This window comes from Kordiimonas sp., from assembly GCF_965216265.1.
GTDB lineage: Bacteria > Pseudomonadota > Alphaproteobacteria > Sphingomonadales > Kordiimonadaceae > Kordiimonas.
Map to the genome: position 1 here is coordinate 1,941,769 of NZ_OZ244153.1, position 21,560 is coordinate 1,963,328.

Annotated in this window: 21 protein-coding genes; 6 read left to right on the plus strand and 15 right to left on the minus strand. The window is 54.9% G+C overall.

Going from position 1 to position 21,560, the window contains the following annotated elements; translation table 11 throughout:
* Positions 1-11 precede the first annotated feature (11 nt).
* Positions 12-626 (plus strand): alpha/beta fold hydrolase, encoded by a 615-nt coding sequence (locus tag ACOOGA_RS08845; protein ID WP_417462804.1) that lies wholly within the window; start codon positions 12-14, stop codon positions 624-626.
* Between the two features lie 4 nt (positions 627-630).
* Here the strand turns inward: ACOOGA_RS08845 and ACOOGA_RS08850 are convergent, their stop codons facing one another.
* Entirely contained in the window at positions 631-1,470 is an 840-nt protein-coding gene (locus ACOOGA_RS08850; RefSeq protein ID WP_417462725.1) for a class I SAM-dependent methyltransferase, read from the minus strand.
* 33 nt (positions 1,471-1,503) lie between these two features.
* Entirely contained in the window at positions 1,504-2,184 is a 681-nt protein-coding gene (locus ACOOGA_RS08855; RefSeq protein ID WP_417462724.1) for a glutathione S-transferase family protein, read from the minus strand.
* A 229-nt stretch (positions 2,185-2,413) separates the two neighbouring features.
* On the opposite strand from ACOOGA_RS08855, the gene ACOOGA_RS08860 reads away from it, so the two are divergent.
* Complete coding sequence (locus ACOOGA_RS08860) at positions 2,414-4,711, plus strand: ATP-binding protein (RefSeq protein WP_417462723.1); 2,298 nt, start codon at positions 2,414-2,416, stop codon at positions 4,709-4,711.
* A gap of 49 nt (positions 4,712-4,760) precedes the next feature.
* Here the strand turns inward: ACOOGA_RS08860 and acs are convergent, their stop codons facing one another.
* The 6 genes from acs to rpmI all read right to left on the minus strand — a co-directional run bounded on the left by acs (position 4,761) and on the right by rpmI (position 12,189).
* Positions 4,761-6,698 (minus strand): acetate--CoA ligase, encoded by a 1,938-nt coding sequence (acs, locus tag ACOOGA_RS08865; RefSeq protein WP_417462722.1) that lies wholly within the window; start codon positions 6,696-6,698, stop codon positions 4,761-4,763.
* Positions 6,699-6,827: 129 nt separating this feature from the next.
* The gene (locus tag ACOOGA_RS08870) at positions 6,828-7,823 is read right to left on the minus strand and encodes a class I SAM-dependent methyltransferase (protein ID WP_417462721.1); all 996 of its coding nucleotides are present in this window, start codon (positions 7,821-7,823) and stop codon (positions 6,828-6,830) included.
* 130 nt (positions 7,824-7,953) lie between these two features.
* Positions 7,954-10,353: a phenylalanine--tRNA ligase subunit beta gene (gene pheT, locus ACOOGA_RS08875; RefSeq protein ID WP_417462720.1), complete on the minus strand. Its 2,400-nt coding sequence runs from the start codon at positions 10,351-10,353 to the stop codon at positions 7,954-7,956.
* On the minus strand, positions 10,350-11,429 hold the full coding sequence (gene pheS, locus ACOOGA_RS08880; protein WP_417462719.1) for a phenylalanine--tRNA ligase subunit alpha: 1,080 nt from the start codon (positions 11,427-11,429) through the stop codon (positions 10,350-10,352). Before pheS ends, pheT begins: the two co-directional genes overlap by 4 nt.
* A gap of 162 nt (positions 11,430-11,591) precedes the next feature.
* The gene (rplT, locus tag ACOOGA_RS08885; protein ID WP_262692603.1) at positions 11,592-11,951 is read right to left on the minus strand and encodes a 50S ribosomal protein L20; all 360 of its coding nucleotides are present in this window, start codon (positions 11,949-11,951) and stop codon (positions 11,592-11,594) included.
* 37 nt (positions 11,952-11,988) lie between these two features.
* The gene (gene rpmI, locus ACOOGA_RS08890; protein ID WP_417462718.1) at positions 11,989-12,189 is read right to left on the minus strand and encodes a 50S ribosomal protein L35; all 201 of its coding nucleotides are present in this window, start codon (positions 12,187-12,189) and stop codon (positions 11,989-11,991) included.
* A gap of 181 nt (positions 12,190-12,370) precedes the next feature.
* Between rpmI and ACOOGA_RS08895 the strand changes: the two genes are divergently transcribed.
* A complete protein-coding gene (locus ACOOGA_RS08895) occupies positions 12,371-13,276 on the plus strand; it encodes a TraB/GumN family protein (protein WP_417462717.1) in 906 nt (301 codons plus the stop codon).
* A 16-nt stretch (positions 13,277-13,292) separates the two neighbouring features.
* Complete coding sequence (locus tag ACOOGA_RS08900) at positions 13,293-13,688, plus strand: DUF3052 domain-containing protein (RefSeq protein ID WP_417462716.1); 396 nt, start codon at positions 13,293-13,295, stop codon at positions 13,686-13,688.
* On the opposite strand, the gene ACOOGA_RS08905 is transcribed toward ACOOGA_RS08900, so the two are convergent.
* The 6 genes from ACOOGA_RS08905 to cmk form a co-directional block, all read right to left on the minus strand.
* The gene (locus tag ACOOGA_RS08905) at positions 13,685-14,722 is read right to left on the minus strand and encodes a hypothetical protein (RefSeq protein ID WP_417462715.1); all 1,038 of its coding nucleotides are present in this window, start codon (positions 14,720-14,722) and stop codon (positions 13,685-13,687) included. The two genes, ACOOGA_RS08900 and ACOOGA_RS08905, sit on opposite strands and share 4 nt — an antisense overlap.
* A 34-nt stretch (positions 14,723-14,756) precedes the next feature.
* Complete coding sequence (gene pyrF, locus ACOOGA_RS08910; protein ID WP_417462714.1) at positions 14,757-15,485, minus strand: orotidine-5'-phosphate decarboxylase; 729 nt, start codon at positions 15,483-15,485, stop codon at positions 14,757-14,759.
* A gap of 88 nt (positions 15,486-15,573) precedes the next feature.
* Positions 15,574-15,948 carry a hypothetical protein gene (locus ACOOGA_RS08915; RefSeq protein ID WP_417462713.1) on the minus strand — a complete coding sequence of 125 codons (375 nt, stop codon included), beginning with the start codon at positions 15,946-15,948 and terminating at the stop codon, positions 15,574-15,576.
* Between the two features lie 63 nt (positions 15,949-16,011).
* Positions 16,012-16,290, minus strand: coding sequence for an integration host factor subunit beta (locus ACOOGA_RS08920; RefSeq protein ID WP_417456502.1), 279 nt, complete (start codon positions 16,288-16,290; stop codon positions 16,012-16,014).
* Between the two features lie 248 nt (positions 16,291-16,538).
* Positions 16,539-18,242: a 30S ribosomal protein S1 gene (gene rpsA, locus ACOOGA_RS08925; protein WP_417462712.1), complete on the minus strand. Its 1,704-nt coding sequence runs from the start codon at positions 18,240-18,242 to the stop codon at positions 16,539-16,541.
* A 192-nt stretch (positions 18,243-18,434) separates the two neighbouring features.
* Positions 18,435-19,076, minus strand: coding sequence for a (d)CMP kinase (gene cmk, locus ACOOGA_RS08930; RefSeq protein WP_417462711.1), 642 nt, complete (start codon positions 19,074-19,076; stop codon positions 18,435-18,437).
* Positions 19,077-19,223: 147 nt separating this feature from the next.
* On the opposite strand from cmk, the gene ACOOGA_RS08935 reads away from it, so the two are divergent.
* Positions 19,224-19,616, plus strand: a complete 393-nt coding sequence (locus ACOOGA_RS08935) for a VOC family protein (protein WP_417462710.1) — start codon at positions 19,224-19,226, stop codon at positions 19,614-19,616.
* On the opposite strand, the gene aroA is transcribed toward ACOOGA_RS08935, so the two are convergent.
* Positions 19,617-20,942 (minus strand): 3-phosphoshikimate 1-carboxyvinyltransferase, encoded by a 1,326-nt coding sequence (aroA, locus tag ACOOGA_RS08940; protein WP_417462709.1) that lies wholly within the window; start codon positions 20,940-20,942, stop codon positions 19,617-19,619.
* Between the two features lie 146 nt (positions 20,943-21,088).
* Between aroA and ACOOGA_RS08945 the strand changes: the two genes are divergently transcribed.
* Positions 21,089-21,412 (plus strand): TIGR02300 family protein, encoded by a 324-nt coding sequence (locus tag ACOOGA_RS08945; RefSeq protein ID WP_417462708.1) that lies wholly within the window; start codon positions 21,089-21,091, stop codon positions 21,410-21,412.
* The last annotated feature ends 148 nt before the right edge of the window (positions 21,413-21,560 follow it).

Genomic DNA, 21,560 nt, shown 5'->3' on the forward strand with positions numbered 1-21,560 from the left:
GCCATATCATGATGACAGATTTTTTGATCGACGGCACGGGTGAAAAAGGAACCTTTTTGTTTGCGCATGGCGCGGGCGCGGGCATGGAAAGCGATTTCATGGTGGCCTTTGCCACCGGCCTTGCAAAGCGGGGCTTTAGGGTAGCACGGTTTGAGTTTCCCTATATGGTCACCCGCCGACAGGACGGGAAAAAGCGTCCGCCAGACCGCGCGCCAAAACTTCTGGAAGCGTTCCGTATCGCAATCTCTGAGGTGCCCGGCACGGGTAAACTAATTATTGGTGGCAAGTCCATGGGGGGCCGCATCGCCAGTATGCTGGCTGCAGAAACACCAGACATTTGCGATGGTCTCTTGTGCCTTGGGTACCCGTTCCATCCGCCCGGAAAGCCCGAGAAGCTGCGAACCGAGCATCTGCCCGCCATTATCGCACCCACTTTGGTCATACAAGGGGAGCGCGACCCCTTTGGAGGCCGCGCTCTTGTTGATGATTTATCCCTGCCTTCAACCTTTCAGGTGCACTGGGCACCGGATGGTAATCATGACCTGAGCCCAAGGAAAGCATCTGGCCATACGGCAGAAGACAACTGGAATGCAGCGATGGATACCGCCGCCGCCTATTTCAGCTAACCGGCTATTTAGCCACTTTCATAAACTTGAGCGTCATGCGGTCACTTTCACCGATGGCTTCATATTTTTCCTTGTCCGTTTCACCAAGCGCGAGGCGTGGTGGCAGTGTCCAGACACCTTGCGGATAATTCGCTTCATCCTTCGGGTTGGCGTTCATTTCGGACGCGTCTACAAGCTTGAAGCCGTGTGCCTCGATGGCCGCAACCAGCTCGCTTTGTTTCCAGCGGCCTTTGCCCGCCGCTGCCAGACGGTCACCATCAAAGTCTTCACCAATGCGGTGCTGCACAACACCTATAACACCGCCCGGTTTCAACATGGACCACGCCTGGTCAAAACCCCGGTCGAAAAAGTCACGCCGCAACCAGTTATGAAGGGCACGTACGATGATGATGGCATCAAGGCTTTCAGCCTCCACGGGCAGGCCTTCCTGCGCCGGTATCCATGTGGCGACAGCGTTTGGACCAAACACATCGCGCTGGGCCTCGAACTTCTCCGGGTATGCTTTCAGGTTGGCGGAATAGTTTGCATATTCCTTATATTCTTCCGGGTGGTGCTCAAGGCCAACATAGCGGCCTTCGTCCTTGAGAAGAGGCCCAAGGATGCGGCTATACCAGCCACCGCCAGGGTTCACTTCCGCGACCGTCATGTCAGGCGTAACGCCGAGAAAGCGCAGAAGCTCTTCCGGATGACGTGCCGTATCGCGCGCGGCTTCACCTTCCATACGGGCGCTGTTCTCATGAACGGCTTTCCAGATTGCATCTTTTTCGTGCCCGTCAGATAGCGCCGCTACCGACAGGCTCATCGCTGCTGCTGCACCCGCAGCCCATTTCATCATCTGTTTCATCAGGTCTCTCCCTTATCCCTCATAATACCGTTTCTACCGCTGCAGCATCTGCTGTGCGGCTTTGACAAACTTCTCACTCGCATCCTTCTGGCCCAGGTCTGGCCGTGGCGGTTTATTCAAACCCGCCTTCACTGCATCTCGTTCACCAATTTTATCAAGCCATGCTTTCAGCGCATCAAGACCATCAAGCTCCACCCCCGCCCAGGCATGGGCACGCACCCAACACCAGTTGGCAATGTCCGCAATGCTGTATTCATCCCCTGCTAGATATGGGCTGTTTTGGAGTCGCTTATCGAGCACACCATAGAGCCTGCGTGTTTCGTTCTGATACCGTTCAATCACCGCAGGAATTTTCTCCGGAAAGTACCGGTAAAACACATTGGCCTGACCCTGCATCGGCCCCACACCCCCCATCTGAAACATCAGCCACTGCATGACAACCGAACGGCCTTTGACATCACTTGGCAGCAGCTTGCCATATTTTTCCGCCAGATAAACCATGATTGCACCTGATTCGAACACGGCAAAATCGTCGTTTTCGTGATCCACAATAGCGGGGATGCGTCCGTTCGGGTTGATCGTCAGATACCCGTCTTTCTTCTGATCACCGTCGCTTAAGCTCAAAACCTTGAGTTCATAGAGCACGCCCAGTTCCTCAAGCAGGATTGAGGCTTTGTAGCCGTTTGGTGTCGCAGCCGTATAGAGCGTGATCATAGTCGAGCATCCCTGAGTTTAAGAAAAAGCTTAAGCCGAGCATAAGATAGCGGGAATGTGTGCGAGTTAAAGCTCACGCCCGATAACATTTCTGGCATCAATAACCGCCCCGAAGCCCTCATGAAACGCTACCGAACCGCCCTAGATGCCGTAACGTATAAGGACAATCTATACTTTCATCTTATTTGCGATATAGTTGAGTGTCGGCGTGGAAATAATAAGAGCTTTTATGACCAAGCGTACCTGGCGATCCATACTGCCCCCGCTCATACTTGCAGTTCTCATCGCGGCTTTTGCGGTATGGCAGGAAAACAACCTAACCAACGTTCTTCAGGATCAGGTTCAGGGCGCGCTTGAGAATACTCTGAACGAAAGCCAAACGGCGGCGCATACCTGGCATAAAACTCATACAGCGCATATCTCATCGATTTCCCAGAACATAGAGATCCTCGAAGCGACCGAGTCGCTTTTGACGATCGAGGGCACCGAAGCGCTCCTGCAGGCGTCCGCCCTTGCTGATCTTCGTGCACATGTTTCACGCATCCTGACCAACTATGGCTATCTCGGATTTTTTGTCATTACCCCGGACGGCACCAGCATCGCTTCCATGCGGGACAGCAATGTGGGTGACACCAACCTGATCGCCGTTCACGCACCGGAGGTGTTTGCGACCGCCGTGAACGGTACACCGACCATCACGCCGCCGCTGCAAACCGATGTTCCTGTGGTTGGGGCCAGCGGTGTGGTCTCCAGGGCTGCGCCCACCATGTTCTCCCTTGCGCCTATTCGTAACCGGCAGGGCGATGTGATTGCCGTGTTCACGCTACGCATGAACCCCTTAAGTGAATTTTCGCCGATTTTTGAACGTGGTCAGACCGGCCAGACCGGTGAAACTTATGCCTTTGATAAAACAGGCACCATGCTGAGCGAAAGCCGCGCTTTGGACAGGCTCAGGTTTCTGGGGCTTCTAGGGCCTAACGAGACCAGCACACTGAATATACTGGTGCGGGACCCTGGATTTAATGCGTTTGACGGATCAAGTGAGGTCAATATGGCGGCCAAACCACCAACACTGATGGCAGCCAGCGCGATTAAAGGGGATAAGGGCACCAGCCTGACGCCCTACAGAAACTATTATGGCCAGAATGTTATTGGCACCTGGGTTTGGGACAGTGAGCTCGGCTTTGGGATCGCCACCGAGATGGCGAGCATGGAAGCCTACGGGGTGCTGGAGACAAGCGTCGCTACCATGCGGTCTTTTGCGGCCTGCACCATTTTGCTGATCCTGCTTCTTTCCTATGTGCAGCATCGGAACCGCCGCACGCGGCACGCACAAGAGCTTGAGGTTCTTAAAGCGCTTGATCAGGCGGAACAGGCCAATCAGGCCAAGATGATCTTTCTGTCCTCAATGAGCCATGAACTGCGGACGCCCCTCAACGCAGTTATCGGCTTTTCACAATTGCTGCTGGACGAAAAGAGCGTACAGGCAAACGCTGAGCACAAAGAACAAATCAGTCATATATTGACGAGCGGTGAGCATCTGCTTGCCCTTGTGGACGAAGTGCTTGAGTTCGCCAAGCTCGACCTTGGGGCGCTGTCTTTCAATTATGGCCGGACCCACATGGGCGAGATTGTGAACGCTTCGATCAAGATGGTGGACGCTCTGGCACGGGACCGCCATGTAACAATCGACTACCAGGGCACAGCTTTTGAGGAGCTTCCTCTGATATGGACAGACGTCACGAGGCTGCGGCAAGTGCTTCTCAACCTGCTGTCAAATGCGGTGAAATATAACCACCGGGGAGGCACAGTCACGGTGAGAGTTGCCCTTGAAGCCAAATATGTGCTTTTCAGCGTTGTGGACAGCGGGCGTGGTATCGCGGAGGAGGATATGGACAAGCTGTGGGAGCCCTTCACCCGCCTTGGTGCGGAGCAAAGCGACGTGGAAGGCTCGGGCATCGGGCTCGCCTTTTCACGCAAGATCGTTGAAGCGCTTGATGGTGAAATCGGGGTCGAAAGCACGGTCGGGGCTGGTAGCCGCTTCTGGTTCCGCCTGCCTCTGCATGTCTCAACAGACACGCCAGCAAAAATGCCCACCCGTAGTGGCGGAGCATATACCACCCCCATAGGCCTCAAAAACATCAAGATCCTGTGCATTGAGGATATTGAGCTGAACCAGGAGATCGTTCGCCGCATGCTTCTGAAAGCAGGCATTACCCAGCTCTATTTTGCAGGTGACGGACAGTCAGCGCTCGAAAAACTGCAGCATGACACCTTTGGTGTGATTCTCCTTGATATCAACCTGCCGGATATGGACGGTTTTGAGTTCAACCGACGCAAAACCAGCCTTGGCCTGGCAAAGGAAACCCCGGTGATCGCACTGACAGCAAGCACCTCGCCTGAAACCCAGCAAATGGCACGGGAGGCCGGCATCAATGGTTTTGTGGGTAAACCAATCAAGTATGACATGCTGATTGATGCCATATCCGCCCAGGTAGACCCTGAACAAAAGCCCATGCAGCACTAGTTGATAGAAAAAGGGCGCTCAAGCGCCCTTTAAACTCACCTTAAGCCAGCTAGCGATTCAGCCTGTTCTCAATGAGATCGTCCACCACGCCTGGATCTGCAAGGGTCGATGTATCCCCCAGATTGCTGAAGTCATTGCCCGCAATCTTACGTAGAATACGTCGCATGATCTTGCCTGAGCGCGTTTTCGGCAGAGCCGGCGCAAACTGGATATGATCAGGCGTTGCCACCGGGCCAATTTCCTTGCGCACAAAAGCAACCAACTCATTGCGCAGCTCGTCACTCGGCACCGTATCTTCAGGGGGTGTCACATAGGCGTAAATGCCTTGCCCCTTGATGTCATGTGGGAAACCAACAACAGCTGCCTCAGATACCCCTGTATGCGCCACAAGGGCCGATTCGATTTCGGCCGTACCGATCCGGTGCCCCGACACATTGATCACGTCATCAACCCGGCCGGTTATCCAATAATAGCCATCGTCGTCCCGCCGGCAGCCATCACCGGTAAAATAGAGGCCTTTATAGGTTGAAAAATAGGTTTGGATGAACCTTTTATGGTCGCCATAAATCGTCCGAGCCTGCCCCGGCCAACTGTCCTTGATCACCAGATTGCCGGACGTGGCACCGTCAAGAAATCCCCCTGCCTGGTCCACAAGCGCGGGCTGCACACCAAAAAATGGACGGGTTGCTGAGCCCGGTTTCATGGCGGTTGCGCCCGGCAGTGGCGAAATCATGATACCGCCGGTTTCTGTCTGCCACCATGTATCAACAACCGGGCAGCGCTCATCGCCCACCACGCGGTGATACCATAACCAGGCTTCGGGATTAATGGGTTCGCCTACACTACCGAGTAAGCGAATGGAGGAACGGTCATGTTTTTTCACATGATCGTCGCCAAGGCGCTGAAGCGCCCGGATCGCCGTCGGTGCTGTATAAAAAATGTTGACCTTGTGCTTGTCACAGACCTGCCAGAAGCGTCCGGCGTCCGGGTAAGTCGGCACACCCTCAAAAACAAGCGTCGTCGCGCCATTTGCGAGCGGCCCATAGACGATATAGCTGTGGCCAGTGACCCAGCCCACATCTGCCGTGCACCAGTAAATCTCGCCCCTTTTATAATCAAACGCATATTCATGGGTCATTGATGCCCACACCATATACCCGCCTGTGGTATGGAGTACCCCTTTGGGAGAGCCGGTTGAGCCGCTGGTATAGAGAATGAAGAGCGGATCTTCCGCCTTCATTTCCTCCGGCGCACAGTCGCTGGAAACATCTGCCACAGCCTCATGGTACCAAATGTCGCGCCCTTCAACCCAGCCAGTATCAGTGCCCGTGCGACGCACCACCACAACGCTCGTAACATCGGGGCACTTCTCAAGCGCCGCATCAACATTCACCTTAAGCGGTATCTTTTTTGTGCCGCGCAAACCTTCGTCTGCGGTGATCACAAGGGTTGACGCACAGTCCAGTATACGGCCCGCCAGTGCATCCGGCGAGAAACCACCAAACACGACAGAATGCACTGCGCCAATGCGCGCACACGCCAGCATGGCGTAGACGGCCTCAGGGATCATCGGCATATAGATGGTGACACGGTCACCCTTCCTGGCGCCGCGTGCCTTCAGCACATTCGCAAAACGGCAAACTTCACGGTGAAGCTCAGCATAGGTGATGTGCTTATGGTCCGCCGGGTCGTCACCTTCCCAAATGATGGCCACATCATCCGCGCGCTCAGGCAAGTGCCGGTCGATACAGTTGACCGACGCATTGAGTGTGCCGTCCTCAAACCAGCGAATAGAAACATCATCCTCAAAACTTGTGTTTTTGATTCTGGTGTAGGGAGTGATCCAATCGATGCGCTTACCTTCTTCACGCCAGAAACCTTCCGGGTCGACAAGCGAACGCTCGTACATCTCCTGGTATTTTTCATTGGTGCAGTGGGTGCCTTCAAGTGCCGTTTGCGGCACCGGAAACGTTAAATCTTCGCTCATGACCTTTACTCCCTCCAATTAACTGAGCCAGTTAACCGAGGGGATCATGACGGCAGATGGCAATCGTTGCAAGTTCTACTATGGCAACGATGTCATTTTCGTGATTCTACTGTGAGGTCAGGCGCCTGATTACCAGTCGGACATCATCGACGGGCCGCCAGATTTTTTGTTACACACAATCCGCCACAGCTTGAGATCGCCGGTTTCCAGCATCTTTTTGCGGCGGGTCCAGAACTCGGCTTCGCGCATCAGTGTCTGGATCATCATGGTGCCGTCGTCGCGTTTCGCAAGCGCAGCGGCCACTTCATCGGCACCGGCCCATGCTTTGTTGATCATATCCACATATTGCATGCTGATATCTTCAGATACACGCACTTGCAGGCGGTTTTTCTTGAGCATCTCTACCAGATCATCCGACAGCACCGGATAAGGATGATGCCGTTCGCCAACAACCCACTCCTTGTAACGATCTTTACCGACCACAGAATCGCTCGAGATCACATATTCGGTCAGCAAGAACAAGCCACCCGGCTTGAGCTTGTCTTCGATCTTCGCAATCATCGAATTTTTGTCTTCGATGGTGTAGAGCGCCTCTTTGGAAAGGGCACGGTCATACTTGCGGTCGAAACCATCAAATTCTTCAGGGTTATATTGCTCAAGCTGCGCTTTTTTCTCGAGCCCGGACATTTTCGAGAGCTTGCGCCCCTTGTCCACCAGCATCTGCGATTCTTCAAAGCCGGTGATCCAGACACCAAAACGGTCCACCAGAACGCGCGCGGGGCCGCCAAGGCCTGCGCCAATCTGCAGCATGGACATTTCAGGGCTGAGCGCCAGAAGCTTGGAAAGGGATACGATATAATCCGGGCCGCCAGGACCACAGAAGCCCTTGCCCCAGATATATTGGGCAATATCAACAGTAGCCGTGTCCCACGGGTCAAGATTTTCCGCAGACACAGCTTTAGGCGGCGCGATGTCAGCTTTCGCTGGTGCCTTCGCTTCGTCTTCCGGTTGACGACTACTTATACGCTTTTTGATATCTTCCGTATCATAGCCTTCCCACCAGGCCTTCAAGCGCAATTTCAGCGGTACGTCTGCACCTTTTTTTGGTTTCTGCTTAGCAGCCAATGTTCACACCCACGCAATGAAAACAGGACAACGCCCCATCGTGCCCTGCTTCTTCTCTCTTAGATATGAAAACCGATCAGGAACATTTTGCAAGCATGATCGATTAAAATTTTAGTAAAATTGGCTCATATCAGCCTCGAAGTGTGGCTCCGACCGCCTTTTCAGCCGCCGCACACACCTTGGCCCCGATGGCTTCAATGTCCTTGTCAGCAAAGGTTTCACCCTTTGGCTCAAGTAGAACCGACACGGCTACAGAGCGCTGATCTTCCGGCACACCCTTGCCTTCATAAAGATCAAAGATCTGCACATCAGTGATATGCACCTTATCAGCCCCCTTGATTGCACGGATCAGATCTCCTGCTTTTGCATCCCTGGAGATGAGAAAGGCAAAATCCCGCTCCACCGCCTGAAGGTTGGAAACCTCCAGCGCGCCTTTCGCAGCACCCGACTTGCGCCCAGAAGGCACATTATCAAGGAACACTTCAAAACCAACCACAGGGCCGTCCACATCCAGCGCCTTGAGGATACGCGGGTGCAACTCGCCAAAGCTTGCCAGAATATTCTTGGGGCCAAGGCGCAGTGTGCCCGAGCGACCTGGATGATAATAATCCGGCGCTTCGTCAAAAGCCTGTAGGTTGGCCACAGGCGCACCCACAGCTTCAAGCGCTGTCAGGGCATCACGCTTGGCGTCAAACACACTTACCTTCCGGCTCTGCTTTTCCCAGTGCCGTGGCGTTGCATCACCTGACCGAATACCGGTTGCGGTCAGAAGCTGGCCTTTTTCCGTGTCATTGCGGTAAATACCGCCCACTTCAAAAAGCGCGATGCTTGAGGCACCCCGGTCAGCGTTGCGACCCGCCGCAGAAATCAGGTTCGCGAGGATCGTGGGGCGCATGCAGTCCAGCTCGCTTGAGATCGGGTTATCAACCACAAGCGTCTCGTCACCACCACCAAACAACACCGCGTCCTCACGCTTCATAAACGACCAGGTAACAGCCTCACACATGCCAGCCGCCGCAAGCCCGCGTTTTGCAGCGCGGCTTTGTTTCTGGCGTGGGCTTAGCGTGGTGCCCGCCTTATGGTTGGTGGCCGGGAGCTGCACGCTCGGGATATTGTCGTACCCGTGAATACGCAGCACTTCTTCAACAATATCGGCTTCGCCTTCCACATCCACACGCCATGAAGGCACATGCACCGTGTAGGGGTCGTCTCCCACAACGGTGAAACCAAGTTTTGCGAGAATGGCAAGGCTGGTTTCCGCGCGCAGATCAACACCACCCAGTGTTTTCACCCGCTCGGAACGGAACGGCACAGTGCGGTCCCATGTCGGCACAGCGCCCGCTTCAAACGGTTCGCTTGTCTCCCCACCACAAAGGTCGAGAATCAGGCTGGTCGCAATCTCAACGCCCTGACGGACAAACTGGCTATCCACGCCGCGCTCAAAACGGTAGCGCGCATCGGTGTTGATACCGTGTGTGCGGCCCGTCATCGCGGTTGAGATAGGGTCAAACAGCGCAGCCTCAAGCACAAGGTCCGTAGTGTTTTCATCACAGCCTGTGTCTTCGCCGCCAATCACACCACCAAAACCGAGTACGGCTTTATCATCCGCAATCACAGTCTCACCGCCATTGCAGGTGTGGGTTTTGCCGTCAAGCGCGAGGAAGCTTTCGCCTTTTTCTGCCAGACGAGCCTTCAGATTTCCGTTGAGTTTCGTCGCGTCATACACATGAAGCGGGCGCCCAAGGTCATAAGAAACATAATTGGTAATATCAACGAGCGCCGAGATAGGGCGCAGGCCAATCGCCTTAAGGCGGTCCTGCATCCATTTGGGACTCGGGCCGTTTTTCACGCCCTTGAAACGACGGCCCACAAAATGCGGGCACGCAGCCTCTTGACCCGCGGGCAGGTCGATAGAGACCGAAATATCGCTTTTAAACGAGCCCTGTACCTTCTCGTCAGACGGGTGCTTGAGCGTACCAACGCCTGCCGCCGCAAGGTCACGCGCTACACCGTAAACTCCCAGGCAGTCCTGCCGGTTAGGTGTGATGGCGATATCAATCACGGGTTCATCAAGCTTCGCATACTCAACAAAAGACATACCCACAGGAGCGTCCTCCGCAAGCTCAATAATGCCGTCATGGTCATCACCAAGCTCAAGCTCACGATATGAACACATCATACCGGACGATTCGACGCCGCGGATCTTTGCTTTCTTGAGCGTGACATCAAGCCCGGGCACATAGTCGCCCGGCTGCCCCAGCACAACTTTAATGCCGGTGCGCGCGTTGGGTGCGCCGCAAACGATCTGCATCTCGGTCTTGCCGTCCGATACCTTGCAAACCTTCAGCTTGTCAGCATCCGGGTGTTTTTCAGCCGAGACAACCTGCGCGATGGTGAAAGGTGCCAGCGCGTCAGCCGGGTTTTCAACACCCTCAACCTCAAGGCCGATAGCATTCAGTTTCGCGAGGATTTCCTCAAGGCTTGCGTCTGTATCCAGATAGTCCTTGAGCCAGCTTAGGGTGAATTTCATCGGCTGAGCCCTCCAGCGATCGTCGGCAAGTCCAGTGCCCGGAAACCATAGTGTTTGAGCCACCTGAGGTCGCTGTCGAACACAGCACGCAGGTCATTGATGCCGTATTTCAGCATAGCAAGACGGTCGATGCCCACACCAAAAGCAAAACCCTGATAAACGTTCGGATCAAGGTTACAGGCGGTCAGCACTTTGGGGTGAACCATGCCGGAGCCGAGAATCTCAAGCCAGTCGTTACCATCACCAATCTTGAGCGTGCCACCTTCAAAGCTGCACTGCACATCCACTTCCATTGAAGGTTCGGTGAACGGGAAATAGCTGGGCCTGAGGCGAAGCGTTACCGCATCCACCTCAAAAAACGCTTTGAGGAAAGCCTCAAGCGTGCCCTTGAGGTGGCCAAGGTGTGTATCACGGTCGATCACAAGGCCTTCAAGCTGGTGGAACATGGGTGTGTGTGTCGCGTCCCAGTCAGAACGGTACGTCCGGCCCGGCGCGATAATGCGAATGGGCGGCTCTTTCGAAAGCATTGTCCGTACCTGCACGGGGCTTGTGTGCGTGCGCAGCACCTTGCGCTCCCCGTTCGCGTCAGGCTTCAGGTAGAAGGTGTCATGGTCCTGACGGGCAGGGTGTTCTTCGGGGATGTTGAGTGCGGTGAAGTTATGAAAATCATTTTCGATATCCGGCCCTTCTGCAACATCAAACCCGAGGCCTGCAAAAATCTCTGCTATTTCGTCCATCACTTGGCTGATCGGGTGAATGCTGCCCATGGGGTGATTGGACACCGGCAGGGTGATATCCACCTTCTCGGATTTGAGGCGTGCTTCAAGAGCAGCTTCTTCCAGCACCTCTTTGGCTTTGGCAATCTCGTTTGCCACATCGGTCTTCAGGCCATTGAGCGCCGGGCCCATTTCCTTGCGCTCTTCAGGGCTCATGCGGCCGAGGCCTTTCATCAGCTCTGAAACACTGCCTTTTTTGCCAAGTGCGCCAACACGAATGTCTTCAAGGGCGGCGAGATCGCCTGCGGCCTTGATGCGCGCTGTGATGTCCTCTCTGAGGGCTGAGATTTGTTCCTGCATGTCTCTTCCGCTTTGGGATGATCAGATCGAAATATTCTAAGTAGGTGTTATCTGCGCCGACGAATATGTCGAGGGAATAAGCACGGCGCAAATAAAAAGGGGCCTCGCCAACGGCCAGGCCCCCAATTATTTTGTGGTCGCGATGTAGTCGCGAAACCAGCCTTACTTGGCGAGGGCGGCCTTAGCCTGTTCCACAAGCGCTTCAAATGCAGCTGGTTCAGTGATCGCGAGGTCGCTCAGCACTTTACGGTCAAGCTCAACACCAGCGAGCTTGAGGCCGTGCATGAACTGGCCATATTGCAGACCGAGAGCGCGTGAACCGGCGTTGATACGCTGGATCCACAGAGCGCGGAACGTGCGCTTGCGTGCTTTACGGTCGCGGTATGCGTACTGGCCAGCTTTTTCAACAGCCTGGCGAGCAACCTTGATTGTGTTTTTACGACGGCCCCGATAGCCTTTGGCTTGCTCGAGAACCTTTTTGTGACGGGCGTGTGATGTTAGTCCGCGCGTGACACGTGCCATGGTATTTTCTCCTTAACCTTGAAGACCTAAACGGGGCTTAGCCGCCGTAAGGCATAAACTTCTTAACGATGTTAGCGTCACAATCTGCAAGGATAGTGGTGCCACGCAGGTTACGGATTTGCTTGTTGGTACGCTTGATCATACCGTGCTGTTTACCAGCCTGGTTTGCACGTACTTTACCAGAAGCGGTCAAGCTGAAGCGCTTTTTCACGCTCGATTTCGTTTTCATCTTGGGCATTTTGTCCTCACTTATTACTTGCAAGTTCGACTTTTCTGAACCGGCGCGGCAGCCCTAAAATAGCCGGACGGTTCGATGAAGTGGGGTGTATAACGCCGGAAGCCGCCGTTTGCAAGCAGATTCGAGGGCTTATCTGACGCCGGATATTGCATGAAAGATGGCCTCGTGGGAAACTGCCCGCATGAGATCATATTTGCATAGCGCACTCAAGCGCCAAACCCCTGTCGCCCTTAGGATTTTTGCTGTCTTTCTGCTGCTTGTAGGGACCGGATTACCTTCCGCGACTGCGGCTCCTGCCCTGTGGCGCATGGCAGACAGCGATACCGAGGTTTATATTTTTGGCACGCTGCATGTCCTCAGCACAGAAACCAACTGGCTGACGACAGAAACCAAAGCAGCCTTTGATGGTGCAGACGGCCTGATCGTGGAGCTGGACGGTGACCAGATATCCCGCGCTGGCCCCTTGTTTACCGAGGCCGGACGTCTGCCAGACAGCCAAAGTCTGCGGTCGCTTGTTGGCAACGGTGTCTATAATGACGTAGAGCGCCTGTGCAGGAAGCTGAACGTGCCCACAGGCACTTTCGAGAAAACACGACCATGGTTTGCGGGCATGTCGCTGGCGGTTATTGGCCTCGTGAAAGCGGGCTATGACCCGGCAAGCGGGGCAGACAAATATTTCATCGCACAAGCAGAAACGGCGAATAAGCCGATTTACGGCCTTGAGGTGGCAGAGCAACAGGTGGCGCTTTTTTCCACCCTCTCGCTGGCACAGGAAAAGGCTCTGCTGGTTGATACACTCAGGCAAAATGCCGAGCTGGATGTCTATTACGCGCAGATGCAAGGCGCCTGGCTTTATGGCAACACAGAGATGCTGGACCAGATTATCAACGATTCGCTCTCGCTAGCCCCCGGCCTTGAAGAGCATCTGCTGACAAATCGCAACCGGGACTGGGCGGCCAAGCTCGCCCAGGTCCTTGACCGACCCGGACGCTATTTTATGGCCGTTGGTGCCGGGCACCTTGTTGGCGAAAATTCCGTGATCGACCTGCTGCAGAAAAACGGCGCTGTCATCACGCGGGTTCAGTAAATAAGGGGAAAAGTTCATGGCTGGATACTCTGGTACGCCGCTAATCAAGAAATTGGGGATCAAAGACGGCCATAGAATACAGACGGTCCATGCGCCTGCGCACTACAGCAACCTTCTAGGGGAGTTGCCGGTTGGTGTTGTTGAGGTAACGACAAACAGTGACTTTATCCACGCGTTCTATATTGAACGGACTGACTTTGAGCGTGACCTGGAAAACCTGATAGCCGCCATCAAACGTGACGGCATGATCTGGATATCATGGCCGAAAAAGGCTTCAAAAGTCCCAACCAGCATGACCGAAGATGTGGTACGTGAGGTAGCCCTTCCCATCGGGCTTGTGGATATCAAGGTCTGCGCTGTGGATGAGGTCTGGTCCGGGCTCAAGCTCGTAATCAGAAAAGAGCTACGCTAAAGGCGCTCGATTATCGCTTGGTGGTCCGGCAACAAGCGATCGAGAATTTGAACCGCCTCCGCTCTTTTCATCACAGCCGCGCCAACCTTTGTTGGATAGCAGCTATAATCATCGCCAAATAGTGGAGTCGGTAGATGGGGGAAATACCGTGCGCGCAGCGCTTCGTTGCTCGCGTCAAACCGCTTCACAAAAGCCTCGGCATCCGACCGGGCGGGCAGAATGCCGGTTCCCCCCATCTCGCGTTCCAAAACCTCCAAGAGCAAAGCCCTCTTATCACTATCCATAGAGAACGGTGTATTGCCGAGCGTATTCAAGAAGAGCAGAAGCCGCTGCGCATCGAGGTTGAGCGAAGCGTTCACCCTCGATGCGCGAGGCCACGTTCCTGCCACGGGTAACTTGATTGCCGATGTAAAATCGTCAAGCAGGTCCTTACCCTCAAATTCGTCAGCACCAAAAAGACGAACATCAATAGCGTCCTGCCCAAACACTGAAGCGTAAAGCTTCGCCACCCTGAAGTGGTTATATCTGTGGGATTGCTCGTCCGCGCCTAGATCAGGCGAGGGTACCTCAAAACCCAATCGAAGCGCTGTGGAGAAATGGCTCACCGCCACATGATCCTGCCGACGTACGTAAAATATAATGCGAATGGTGCGAGCGAAGCACCCTAGCAGGTCAGCCAAGCGCCTCACCGACGCCTCCGTCACCACTTCAGACTGACAATGCTCGCTTGATAGTACAAGCGCATGCATTGGCGCCTTAACTGCCTCAATCTCCGCTTTAAGGCGCGCCGCAATCTTTTCCTGCCGCGCGTTCAGCTTGCTTGCATCGGTTATCCCTACGCCCGTGAGAAATGCCGCATTGGCAAAATCTTGCTGCGCATAAACCGCGAGCCGAACGTGGCTTAGCTCACCTGGCGCGCGAGGGATAAAATAGCCATTTTTCTTGAATGCCGCACGGTTGTCCGCAAGGAACTTCTGAATAGTCGTGGACCCGGTTTTTTCTCCGCCGAGGTGCAGGTAGCAGGTATCAAACATCGGCCGCCTTTCCTGGGTTTAGGCTTTTAGGGGTCTAGACGTTCAGGCTTTCCGCAATCGCGGTTGCTGCCGCTGCCGGGTCTTCGGCTTGTGTGATAGGGCGACCGATCACGAGGATATCTGCCCCTGCGGTAACCGCATCCTGAGGGGTCATCACCCGTTTCTGGTCACCCACAGCCGCGCCAGCGGGTCGAATGCCGGGCACAATCAGCTTGAAACCCGGGTTTGTGGCGGCACGCGCCAAGGTGATCTCTTTGGGGCTGCAGACAAGGCCATCAATACCGCAGTCTTGCGCGAGTGCGGCCAGGCGCGCCACCTGATCCGGTATCGCGTCACCAACACCAATTGCGTTCAGGTCACTGCCATCAAGGCTCGTCAGCACGCTGACGCCAATCACCCACGGCCTGGTATGGCCATGACGTTCGGCTTCCTCGCGCGCCGCATCAGCAGCACGGCGCACCATCTCCGGCCCACCCTGAGTGTGGATAGTGAAAAGCTTCGGGCCAAGAGGCGCCACAGCGCGGATCGCACCGGCAACTGTATTGGGGATATCGTGAAACTTCAGGTCCAGGAAGATGGGTAAGCCCTCTTCCGCCACCCGTTTGTATCCGTCTGCGCCATTTGCACAGTAAAACTCAAGCCCGAGCTTGATGCCACCAACAGTTCCCTTAAGCGCGCACGCAAGCTTTGCAGCAGCCGCCACATCAACCGTATCAAGGGCACAATAAATTCGCTCTTTTGGGTGAGAGGATGTGGGCTGCATGCGGGCGTCCTTCGTTCTGAATAGGGTGGTATTCTGTATAGGGTAGTTTCTTGGCGCTGAACCATTGCCTAGCAGCAATTAGCGCTCTTTAGCCCTGTTTGGCCCGGTTTGGCAAGGCTTCGGTCGCAGCCCGCACGTTAGAGTGCGCCTCGTCCGCGTGGGATTTGTGGGCGTCCTCCGAAAGGGCAGAAACCTGATCCTCCAGATAACCGGCGCGGCGCTCGGCCTGCCGCCTTGCGGCAAAGCCCTTCAGCCGGAGCCACCCTGTTACACCAGCGGCAACAAGAAGCCCGATAAAAATGCCAAGGAAGAGAATGCCGTAAACCGGCAGCTCTAGTGAGAAACCAAAGGGTTCGAACGTGAGCGGGAGCCAAGCACGGTTATTGATGGAAAAAAGGACAAGACCCGCCGCCAGCAAAAGCCAGAAAAGACGGCGAATCATCAACATGAGCGACTTTGCCATGACACTCTCTCAAAAATTACTGATGCGCAATGGCAGCGAGTTGGGCAGAGATGCCCAGCTTGCTTATTTGTTCAGGCGCTCTCGCAAGTCTTTACCGGTTTTAAAGTAAGGCACGCGTTTTTCAGCAACCTCAACCTTCTCACCGGTGCGCGGATTGCGCCCGACCCGAGCAGGCCGTTCTTTCACAGAAAAAGCACCAAAACCGCGGAGTTCAACCCGATCTCCTCGTGAGAGTGCTGCGGTAATTTCATCAAAAATCTTCGAAACAATACGTTCAACATCCCGGTAATACAGGTGGGGATTGGCTTCAGAAATTTTTGCAATCAACTCGGACTTTATCATCGATGTCCTCCCCTCGGGGCAATTTTGTCAGCATCACTCTAAACGAAGCTACCCGTGTCCAGAAAGCCAAGCGTGCCACCTGATCTCGCCCACGTCAAGATAAGCCTTTCAAAGGAAAGGGCTTTTAACAGAAGTTTTATCAAAGCTAAGGGAAAGACATGGCCGTGGTGTGTCATTTTCATGCAGAAAAGCAAAAAGGCCGCCCCAATTTGGGACGGCCTTTCGCATCTCTAACCTGCTGGTGCAGATTATTTGTCTTCTTTGGCTTTCTCGAGAGCTGCACCAAGAATATCGCCGAGGCTTGCGCCCGAATCGGCGGAGCCATACTGCTCAACAGCGGCTTTTTCTTCTGCAACTTCAAGCGCCTTGATGGACAGGTTAAGCTTGCGGCTACCTTTGTCCATGCCGGTTACCATTGCGTCAACCTTGTCGCCTTCAGCGAAACGCTCTGGGCGCTGGTCACCACGGTCACGGGCGAGGTCCGAGCGGCGGATAAAGGCTGTAACACCGGTGTCGCCAACTTCAACTTCGATGCCGTTCTCGTTCACGACCTTAACAACACAGGTCACTTGCTCGCCACGCTTCTTCGCAGACACGTTGGTGAAAGGATCGCCAGCCAACTGCTTGATGCCGAGGCTGATACGCTCTTTCTTGGTGTCGACGTCGAGGACAACAGCTTTGACCATGTCGCCTTTTTTGTACTCCTGGATCGCATCTTCGCCGGAACGTTCCCAATCGAGATCGGACAGGTGAACCATGCCGTCCACATCGCCGTCGAGGCCGATAAACAGGCCAAATTCGGTGATGTTTTTGACTTCGCCTTCGATCTCTGTGTTCTGTGGGAACTTGGAAGCAAAGGCTTCCCACGGGTTCTCACCACACTGCTTGAGGCCGAGAGAAATACGACGCTTGGCTGGATCAACTTCCAGAACCATCACGTCAACTTCCTGGCTGGTGGAAACGATCTTGCCAGGGTGTACGTTTTTCTTAACCCAGCTCATCTCGGATACGTGCACGAGGCCTTCAACGCCGCTCTCGAGCTCAACAAACGCGCCGTAATCGGTGATGTTTGTTACGGTGCCGGAGAATTTCGCGCTGACAGGATATTTCGCTTCGATACCGTCCCATGGATCAGCAGCAAGCTGCTTCATGCCAAGGCTGATACGCTGTGTTTCTGGGTTGATGCGAACAACCTGTACCTTCACGGTCTCACCGATGGCGAGAACTTCAGATGGGTGGTTCACACGGCGCCAACTGATGTCTGTCACGTGCAGGAGGCCGTCGATGCCGCCAAGGTCAACGAACGCACCGTAATCGGTGATGTTCTTAACCACGCCGTCAACTGCGTCGCCTTCTTTGATCTGACCCATCAGTTCAGCACGCTGTTCAGCACGGTCTTCTTCGAGAACCGCACGGCGTGATACCACGATGTTACCACGGCGGCGGTCCATCTTGAGGATCTGGAATGGCTGCTCGATGTTCATGAGCGGAGTCACGTCACGGATCGGACGGATATCAACCTGGCTGCCCGGCAGGAATGCCACAGCGCCGGAAAGGTCAACCGTAAAGCCGCCTTTAACACGACCGAAGATAACACCGTCAACACGTGCGTCGCCTTCGAAGGCTTTCTCGAGAAGCTCCCAAGCTTCTTCACGGCGAGCTTTGTCGCGGGACAGGATGGCTTCGCCGAGCGCATTCTCTACGCGGTCAACAAAGACTTCAACTGTATCACCAACTTTAATCTCAGCCGCTTTGCCAGCAGGCGCGAATTCTTTAAGTGGTACACGGCCCTCAGCTTTGAGTCCGATATCCACAATAGCAAAATCGTTTTCTATGGAAACGACGGTGCCTTTTACGACGCGGCCTTCAAAACCGTCGTCTTCAGAAGGTAGAGTTTCATTAAGCAGTGCCTCAAAATCTTCAAGGCTCGGCATTTGTGCCGCTTCAGACATGTATGTCTTCCTTTCAAGTATATATCTATTCTTGCCAGCCGGTTGGCTCCGACGGTCTTCCTCCGGGTTTCTCAAGCGCGGGACCACCCCACGCCTTCCTGTGGTCCGGAAGCCTCAAACACCAACAAATTCTGGCCCCACGGCGCCAAGGTGAAACCTGGTCCGGGAGCCGCTCTCGTAAAGCGTCATCGGTTATTGGGACGTACGGTTCTTATTCACAAGCGCCGCCGCCCTTAAAAACACGGCGTCTATATCCAAATTGCTCGTATCTAGCAAGAGGGCATCTTCAGCCGGGCGAAGCGGGGCGTCCTTGCGGTTCATATCCCGCTCGTCCCGTTCGCGAACATCAGCGAGTATAACATGGAATTCAGGCTCAAGCCCGCGTTCTTCAAGCTCACGGAAACGGCGTTTTGCGCGCACCTCCGCGCTCGCGGTAACAAACAGCTTCAGATCAGCGTCCGGGCACACGATGGTGCCAATATCACGGCCATCAAGCACCGCGCCAGCCGCATCGCCCGGCGGGTTTGACGCGAAATTCCGCTGAAAATCCAGAAGGTTAGACCGAACCACCGGCAACACCGCAACTTTTGAAGCCGCGGTTCCCGTCTCCTCAGCCCTGAGGGCCGGGTCATCAAGAAGGGCAAGGTCAAGGTTTACTGATGCCACTTCTGCAGCACCCGCATCCGCCGGGTTGCCGCCCGCGCGCAACACGCTAAGGCCCACTGCACGGTAAAGCCCGCCAGTGTCGAGATACGCAAAACCAAACTCGTCCGCCAGGCGGCGCGCCAGCGTGCCTTTTCCCGCCGCAGCCGGGCCATCAATTGCAATAATCACTGCGAATCACCTTCATTTACCTTCCTCTGCCTTATAGAAATTTGCGCCTGCGCACGCCAGCCGAAAAGGATTCGACTCTCTTTTTGCATCATGATAAATGAGAACAAATAGTGAACATATTGAGGTCATGACAAGAGGAGATAAACGATGATCAAAAGCCTGACACCGGTTTTGCCGGTGAACCGAATTGAACCAAGTTTGGCATTTTTTGAGCGTGTTGGTTTTGAGAAACTTGACGAGGTGCCGGAAGGCGATCACCTCGGTTTTGTTATTCTGGCAAACGGGGAGATACAGCTCATGTACCAGACCCGCACCAGTATCAAAGGTGACCATGACGTGCTCCCCAACGAGACCGATGGCACACCAGCCCTTATCTACATCACCGTGACGGATCTGGACGCAATCGCCGAAGCCCTTGAGGGTTTCAACCTGATCATGCCTGAGCGCACCACCTTTTACGGCGCGCGGGAGATTGGCTACCGTGAACCCGGCGGCCATGTGGTGACCTTCGCCCAGTTCGCTGAAAGGGCTGATGGCTAATCAACCTTCAAGCTCAAGGCCTGCACCAAGCCCCTTCAGCAGGTCTACAAACACCGGGAAGCTGGTTTGAATGGGCGCGGCGTCGTCAATGGTGATGCCGCTCTCTGCCATCTGCCCCAGGACCGAGAAGCTCATGGCGATACGGTGGTCCAGATGCGTGGCAACTTTTGCACCGCCCGGCACACGGCCACCACGGCCTTTAATCTCGATACCGTCTTCAAATTCTGAAAGCTCAACACCGCACGCCTTCAGCCCGGATGCCATCACGGCCAAACGGTCCGATTCTTTCACGCGAAGCTCTTCAAGCCCTTCAAACCGGCTTGTGCCTTCCGCTACCGCCGCCGCGCAGAAAAGTACGGGAAACTCGTCAATCATGGTGGAAGGGTCAACCGGCAGGCTTGTCACGCCTTTAAGCTTGGCCGCCCGTACCCTAAGGTCAGCGACAGGTTCGCCGCCCAGTGTGCGTTCATGCATAATGGTGATATCCGCACCCATCGCCTGCAGGGCATAGAAGATACCGGTGCGAAGCGGGTTCATCCCCACATTCTCAACCGTGATGTCGGAGCCCGGGATGATGCTCGCCGCCACCAGAAGGAAAGCGCTGGAAGATATATCCCCCGGCACCTCAAAATTCACCGGCGTGAGCTCAGGCTGGCCCTTAAGGCGTACAACAAAATGGCCGTTCTCTTCCGTCGTATGCACCTCTGCGCCCATCGCCTTGAGCATGCGTTCGGTATGATCACGGGTGGCCACACGCTCCCGCACCGTGGTGATGCCCGGCGCATTCAGCCCTGCAAGCAACACGGCAGACTTCACCTGTGCGCTTGCCATCGGTGTTGTGTAATCGGTGGGCATGGCATCCATCGTGCCTGTCATGGTCAGCGGCAGGTATTTATCATCCCGCGCCTTAAACTCTGCCCCAACGCTCATAAGCGGCACCATCACCCGGCCCATGGGGCGGCCCCGCAAGCTCGCGTCCCCCGTCATGGTAACCGTGATGCCGTGGCTCGCAATCAACCCCATAATCAGCCGCGTGCTGGTGCCCGAGTTGCCCATGTCGATAATATCGTCCGGTGTCATCAACCCACCAACACCAACCCCCTCCACCACCCAGTGGCCCTCACCGAGTCGTTCCACCCGGGCACCCATCGCCCGCATGGCGGCAGCAGTCGCCAGCACATCTTCACCTTCCAGAAGGCCGGTGACCTCACTTTTGCCCACAGCGAGAGCGGAAAGCATGATGGCGCGGTGCGAGATGGATTTATCGCCCGGCACACGTGCGGTTCCGGTTAAAGCGGCATGAGATGAAGAAATAAGACTTGGCACAGGGAGATTTCCAGCTTTAGAAGTAACATGAACAGTAATGCTTTGACAGGCGCTACCGATCATGGCAAGGGATGCGCCGAATTCTTGGCCGAAAAGTGCGATGAGTGCAAGGCCTGATGAATGCGGTCAAACGCAAGGAGAGAGATGTGGCGAAACCCGAATGGGGCACAAAGCGGACATGCCCGAAATGTGGCACACGCTTTTATGATCTGCAAAAAGACGATCCGGCAACCTGTATCGACTGTGGCAACCAGTGGGCACCAGAGCCTGTTCTGAAAGCCAAGCAGCCGATCGTTGTTGCTGAAAAAGCAAAGGTCGAAAAAGAAGAAGAGGAAACCGAGGACGAGGACGACATCGACATCGATGATGACGATGACGATGATGTACTTGGTGATGTAAGCCTGGATGACGACGATGATGACGAAGTGTCTGCTATCGTTGATACATCTCTGTCGGATGACGACACCTAGGTCTTTCATTTTAGGTGGCGTGACACACGCCGCCTAAGCCGAAACAGGTATAAATTTTTTCTTGCGCGCTCTGGGGCCTCCGCCTATAGTCCGCGCCGTTCCGGCGGCGATATTTCGCCGCCAGATTTTCCAGAGGCTTACGCGTTCC

Bases quoted from the DNA above. Each gene is read 5' to 3' on its own strand.
- ACOOGA_RS08845 (WP_417462804.1), top strand. From the start codon at position 12: ATGACAGATTTTTTGATCGACGGCACGGGTGAAAAAGGAACCTTTTTG.
- ACOOGA_RS08850 (WP_417462725.1), bottom strand. From the start codon at position 1,470: ATGAAACAGATGATGAAATGGGCTGCGGGTGCAGCAGCAGCGATGAGC.
- ACOOGA_RS08855 (WP_417462724.1), bottom strand. From the start codon at position 2,184: ATGATCACGCTCTATACGGCTGCGACACCAAACGGCTACAAAGCCTCA.
- ACOOGA_RS08860 (WP_417462723.1), top strand. From the start codon at position 2,414: ATGACCAAGCGTACCTGGCGATCCATACTGCCCCCGCTCATACTTGCA.
- acs (WP_417462722.1), bottom strand. From the start codon at position 6,698: ATGAGCGAAGATTTAACGTTTCCGGTGCCGCAAACGGCACTTGAAGGC.
- pheT (WP_417462720.1), bottom strand. From the start codon at position 10,353: ATGAAATTCACCCTAAGCTGGCTCAAGGACTATCTGGATACAGACGCA.
- pheS (WP_417462719.1), bottom strand. From the start codon at position 11,429: ATGCAGGAACAAATCTCAGCCCTCAGAGAGGACATCACAGCGCGCATC.
- rplT (WP_262692603.1), bottom strand. From the start codon at position 11,951: ATGGCACGTGTCACGCGCGGACTAACATCACACGCCCGTCACAAAAAG.
- rpmI (WP_417462718.1), bottom strand. From the start codon at position 12,189: ATGCCCAAGATGAAAACGAAATCGAGCGTGAAAAAGCGCTTCAGCTTG.
- ACOOGA_RS08895 (WP_417462717.1), top strand. From the start codon at position 12,371: ATGAGATCATATTTGCATAGCGCACTCAAGCGCCAAACCCCTGTCGCC.
- ACOOGA_RS08900 (WP_417462716.1), top strand. From the start codon at position 13,293: ATGGCTGGATACTCTGGTACGCCGCTAATCAAGAAATTGGGGATCAAA.
- ACOOGA_RS08905 (WP_417462715.1), bottom strand. From the start codon at position 14,722: ATGTTTGATACCTGCTACCTGCACCTCGGCGGAGAAAAAACCGGGTCC.
- pyrF (WP_417462714.1), bottom strand. From the start codon at position 15,485: ATGCAGCCCACATCCTCTCACCCAAAAGAGCGAATTTATTGTGCCCTT.
- ACOOGA_RS08915 (WP_417462713.1), bottom strand. From the start codon at position 15,948: ATGGCAAAGTCGCTCATGTTGATGATTCGCCGTCTTTTCTGGCTTTTG.
- ACOOGA_RS08920 (WP_417456502.1), bottom strand. From the start codon at position 16,290: ATGATAAAGTCCGAGTTGATTGCAAAAATTTCTGAAGCCAATCCCCAC.
- rpsA (WP_417462712.1), bottom strand. From the start codon at position 18,242: ATGTCTGAAGCGGCACAAATGCCGAGCCTTGAAGATTTTGAGGCACTG.
- ACOOGA_RS08935 (WP_417462710.1), top strand. From the start codon at position 19,224: ATGATCAAAAGCCTGACACCGGTTTTGCCGGTGAACCGAATTGAACCA.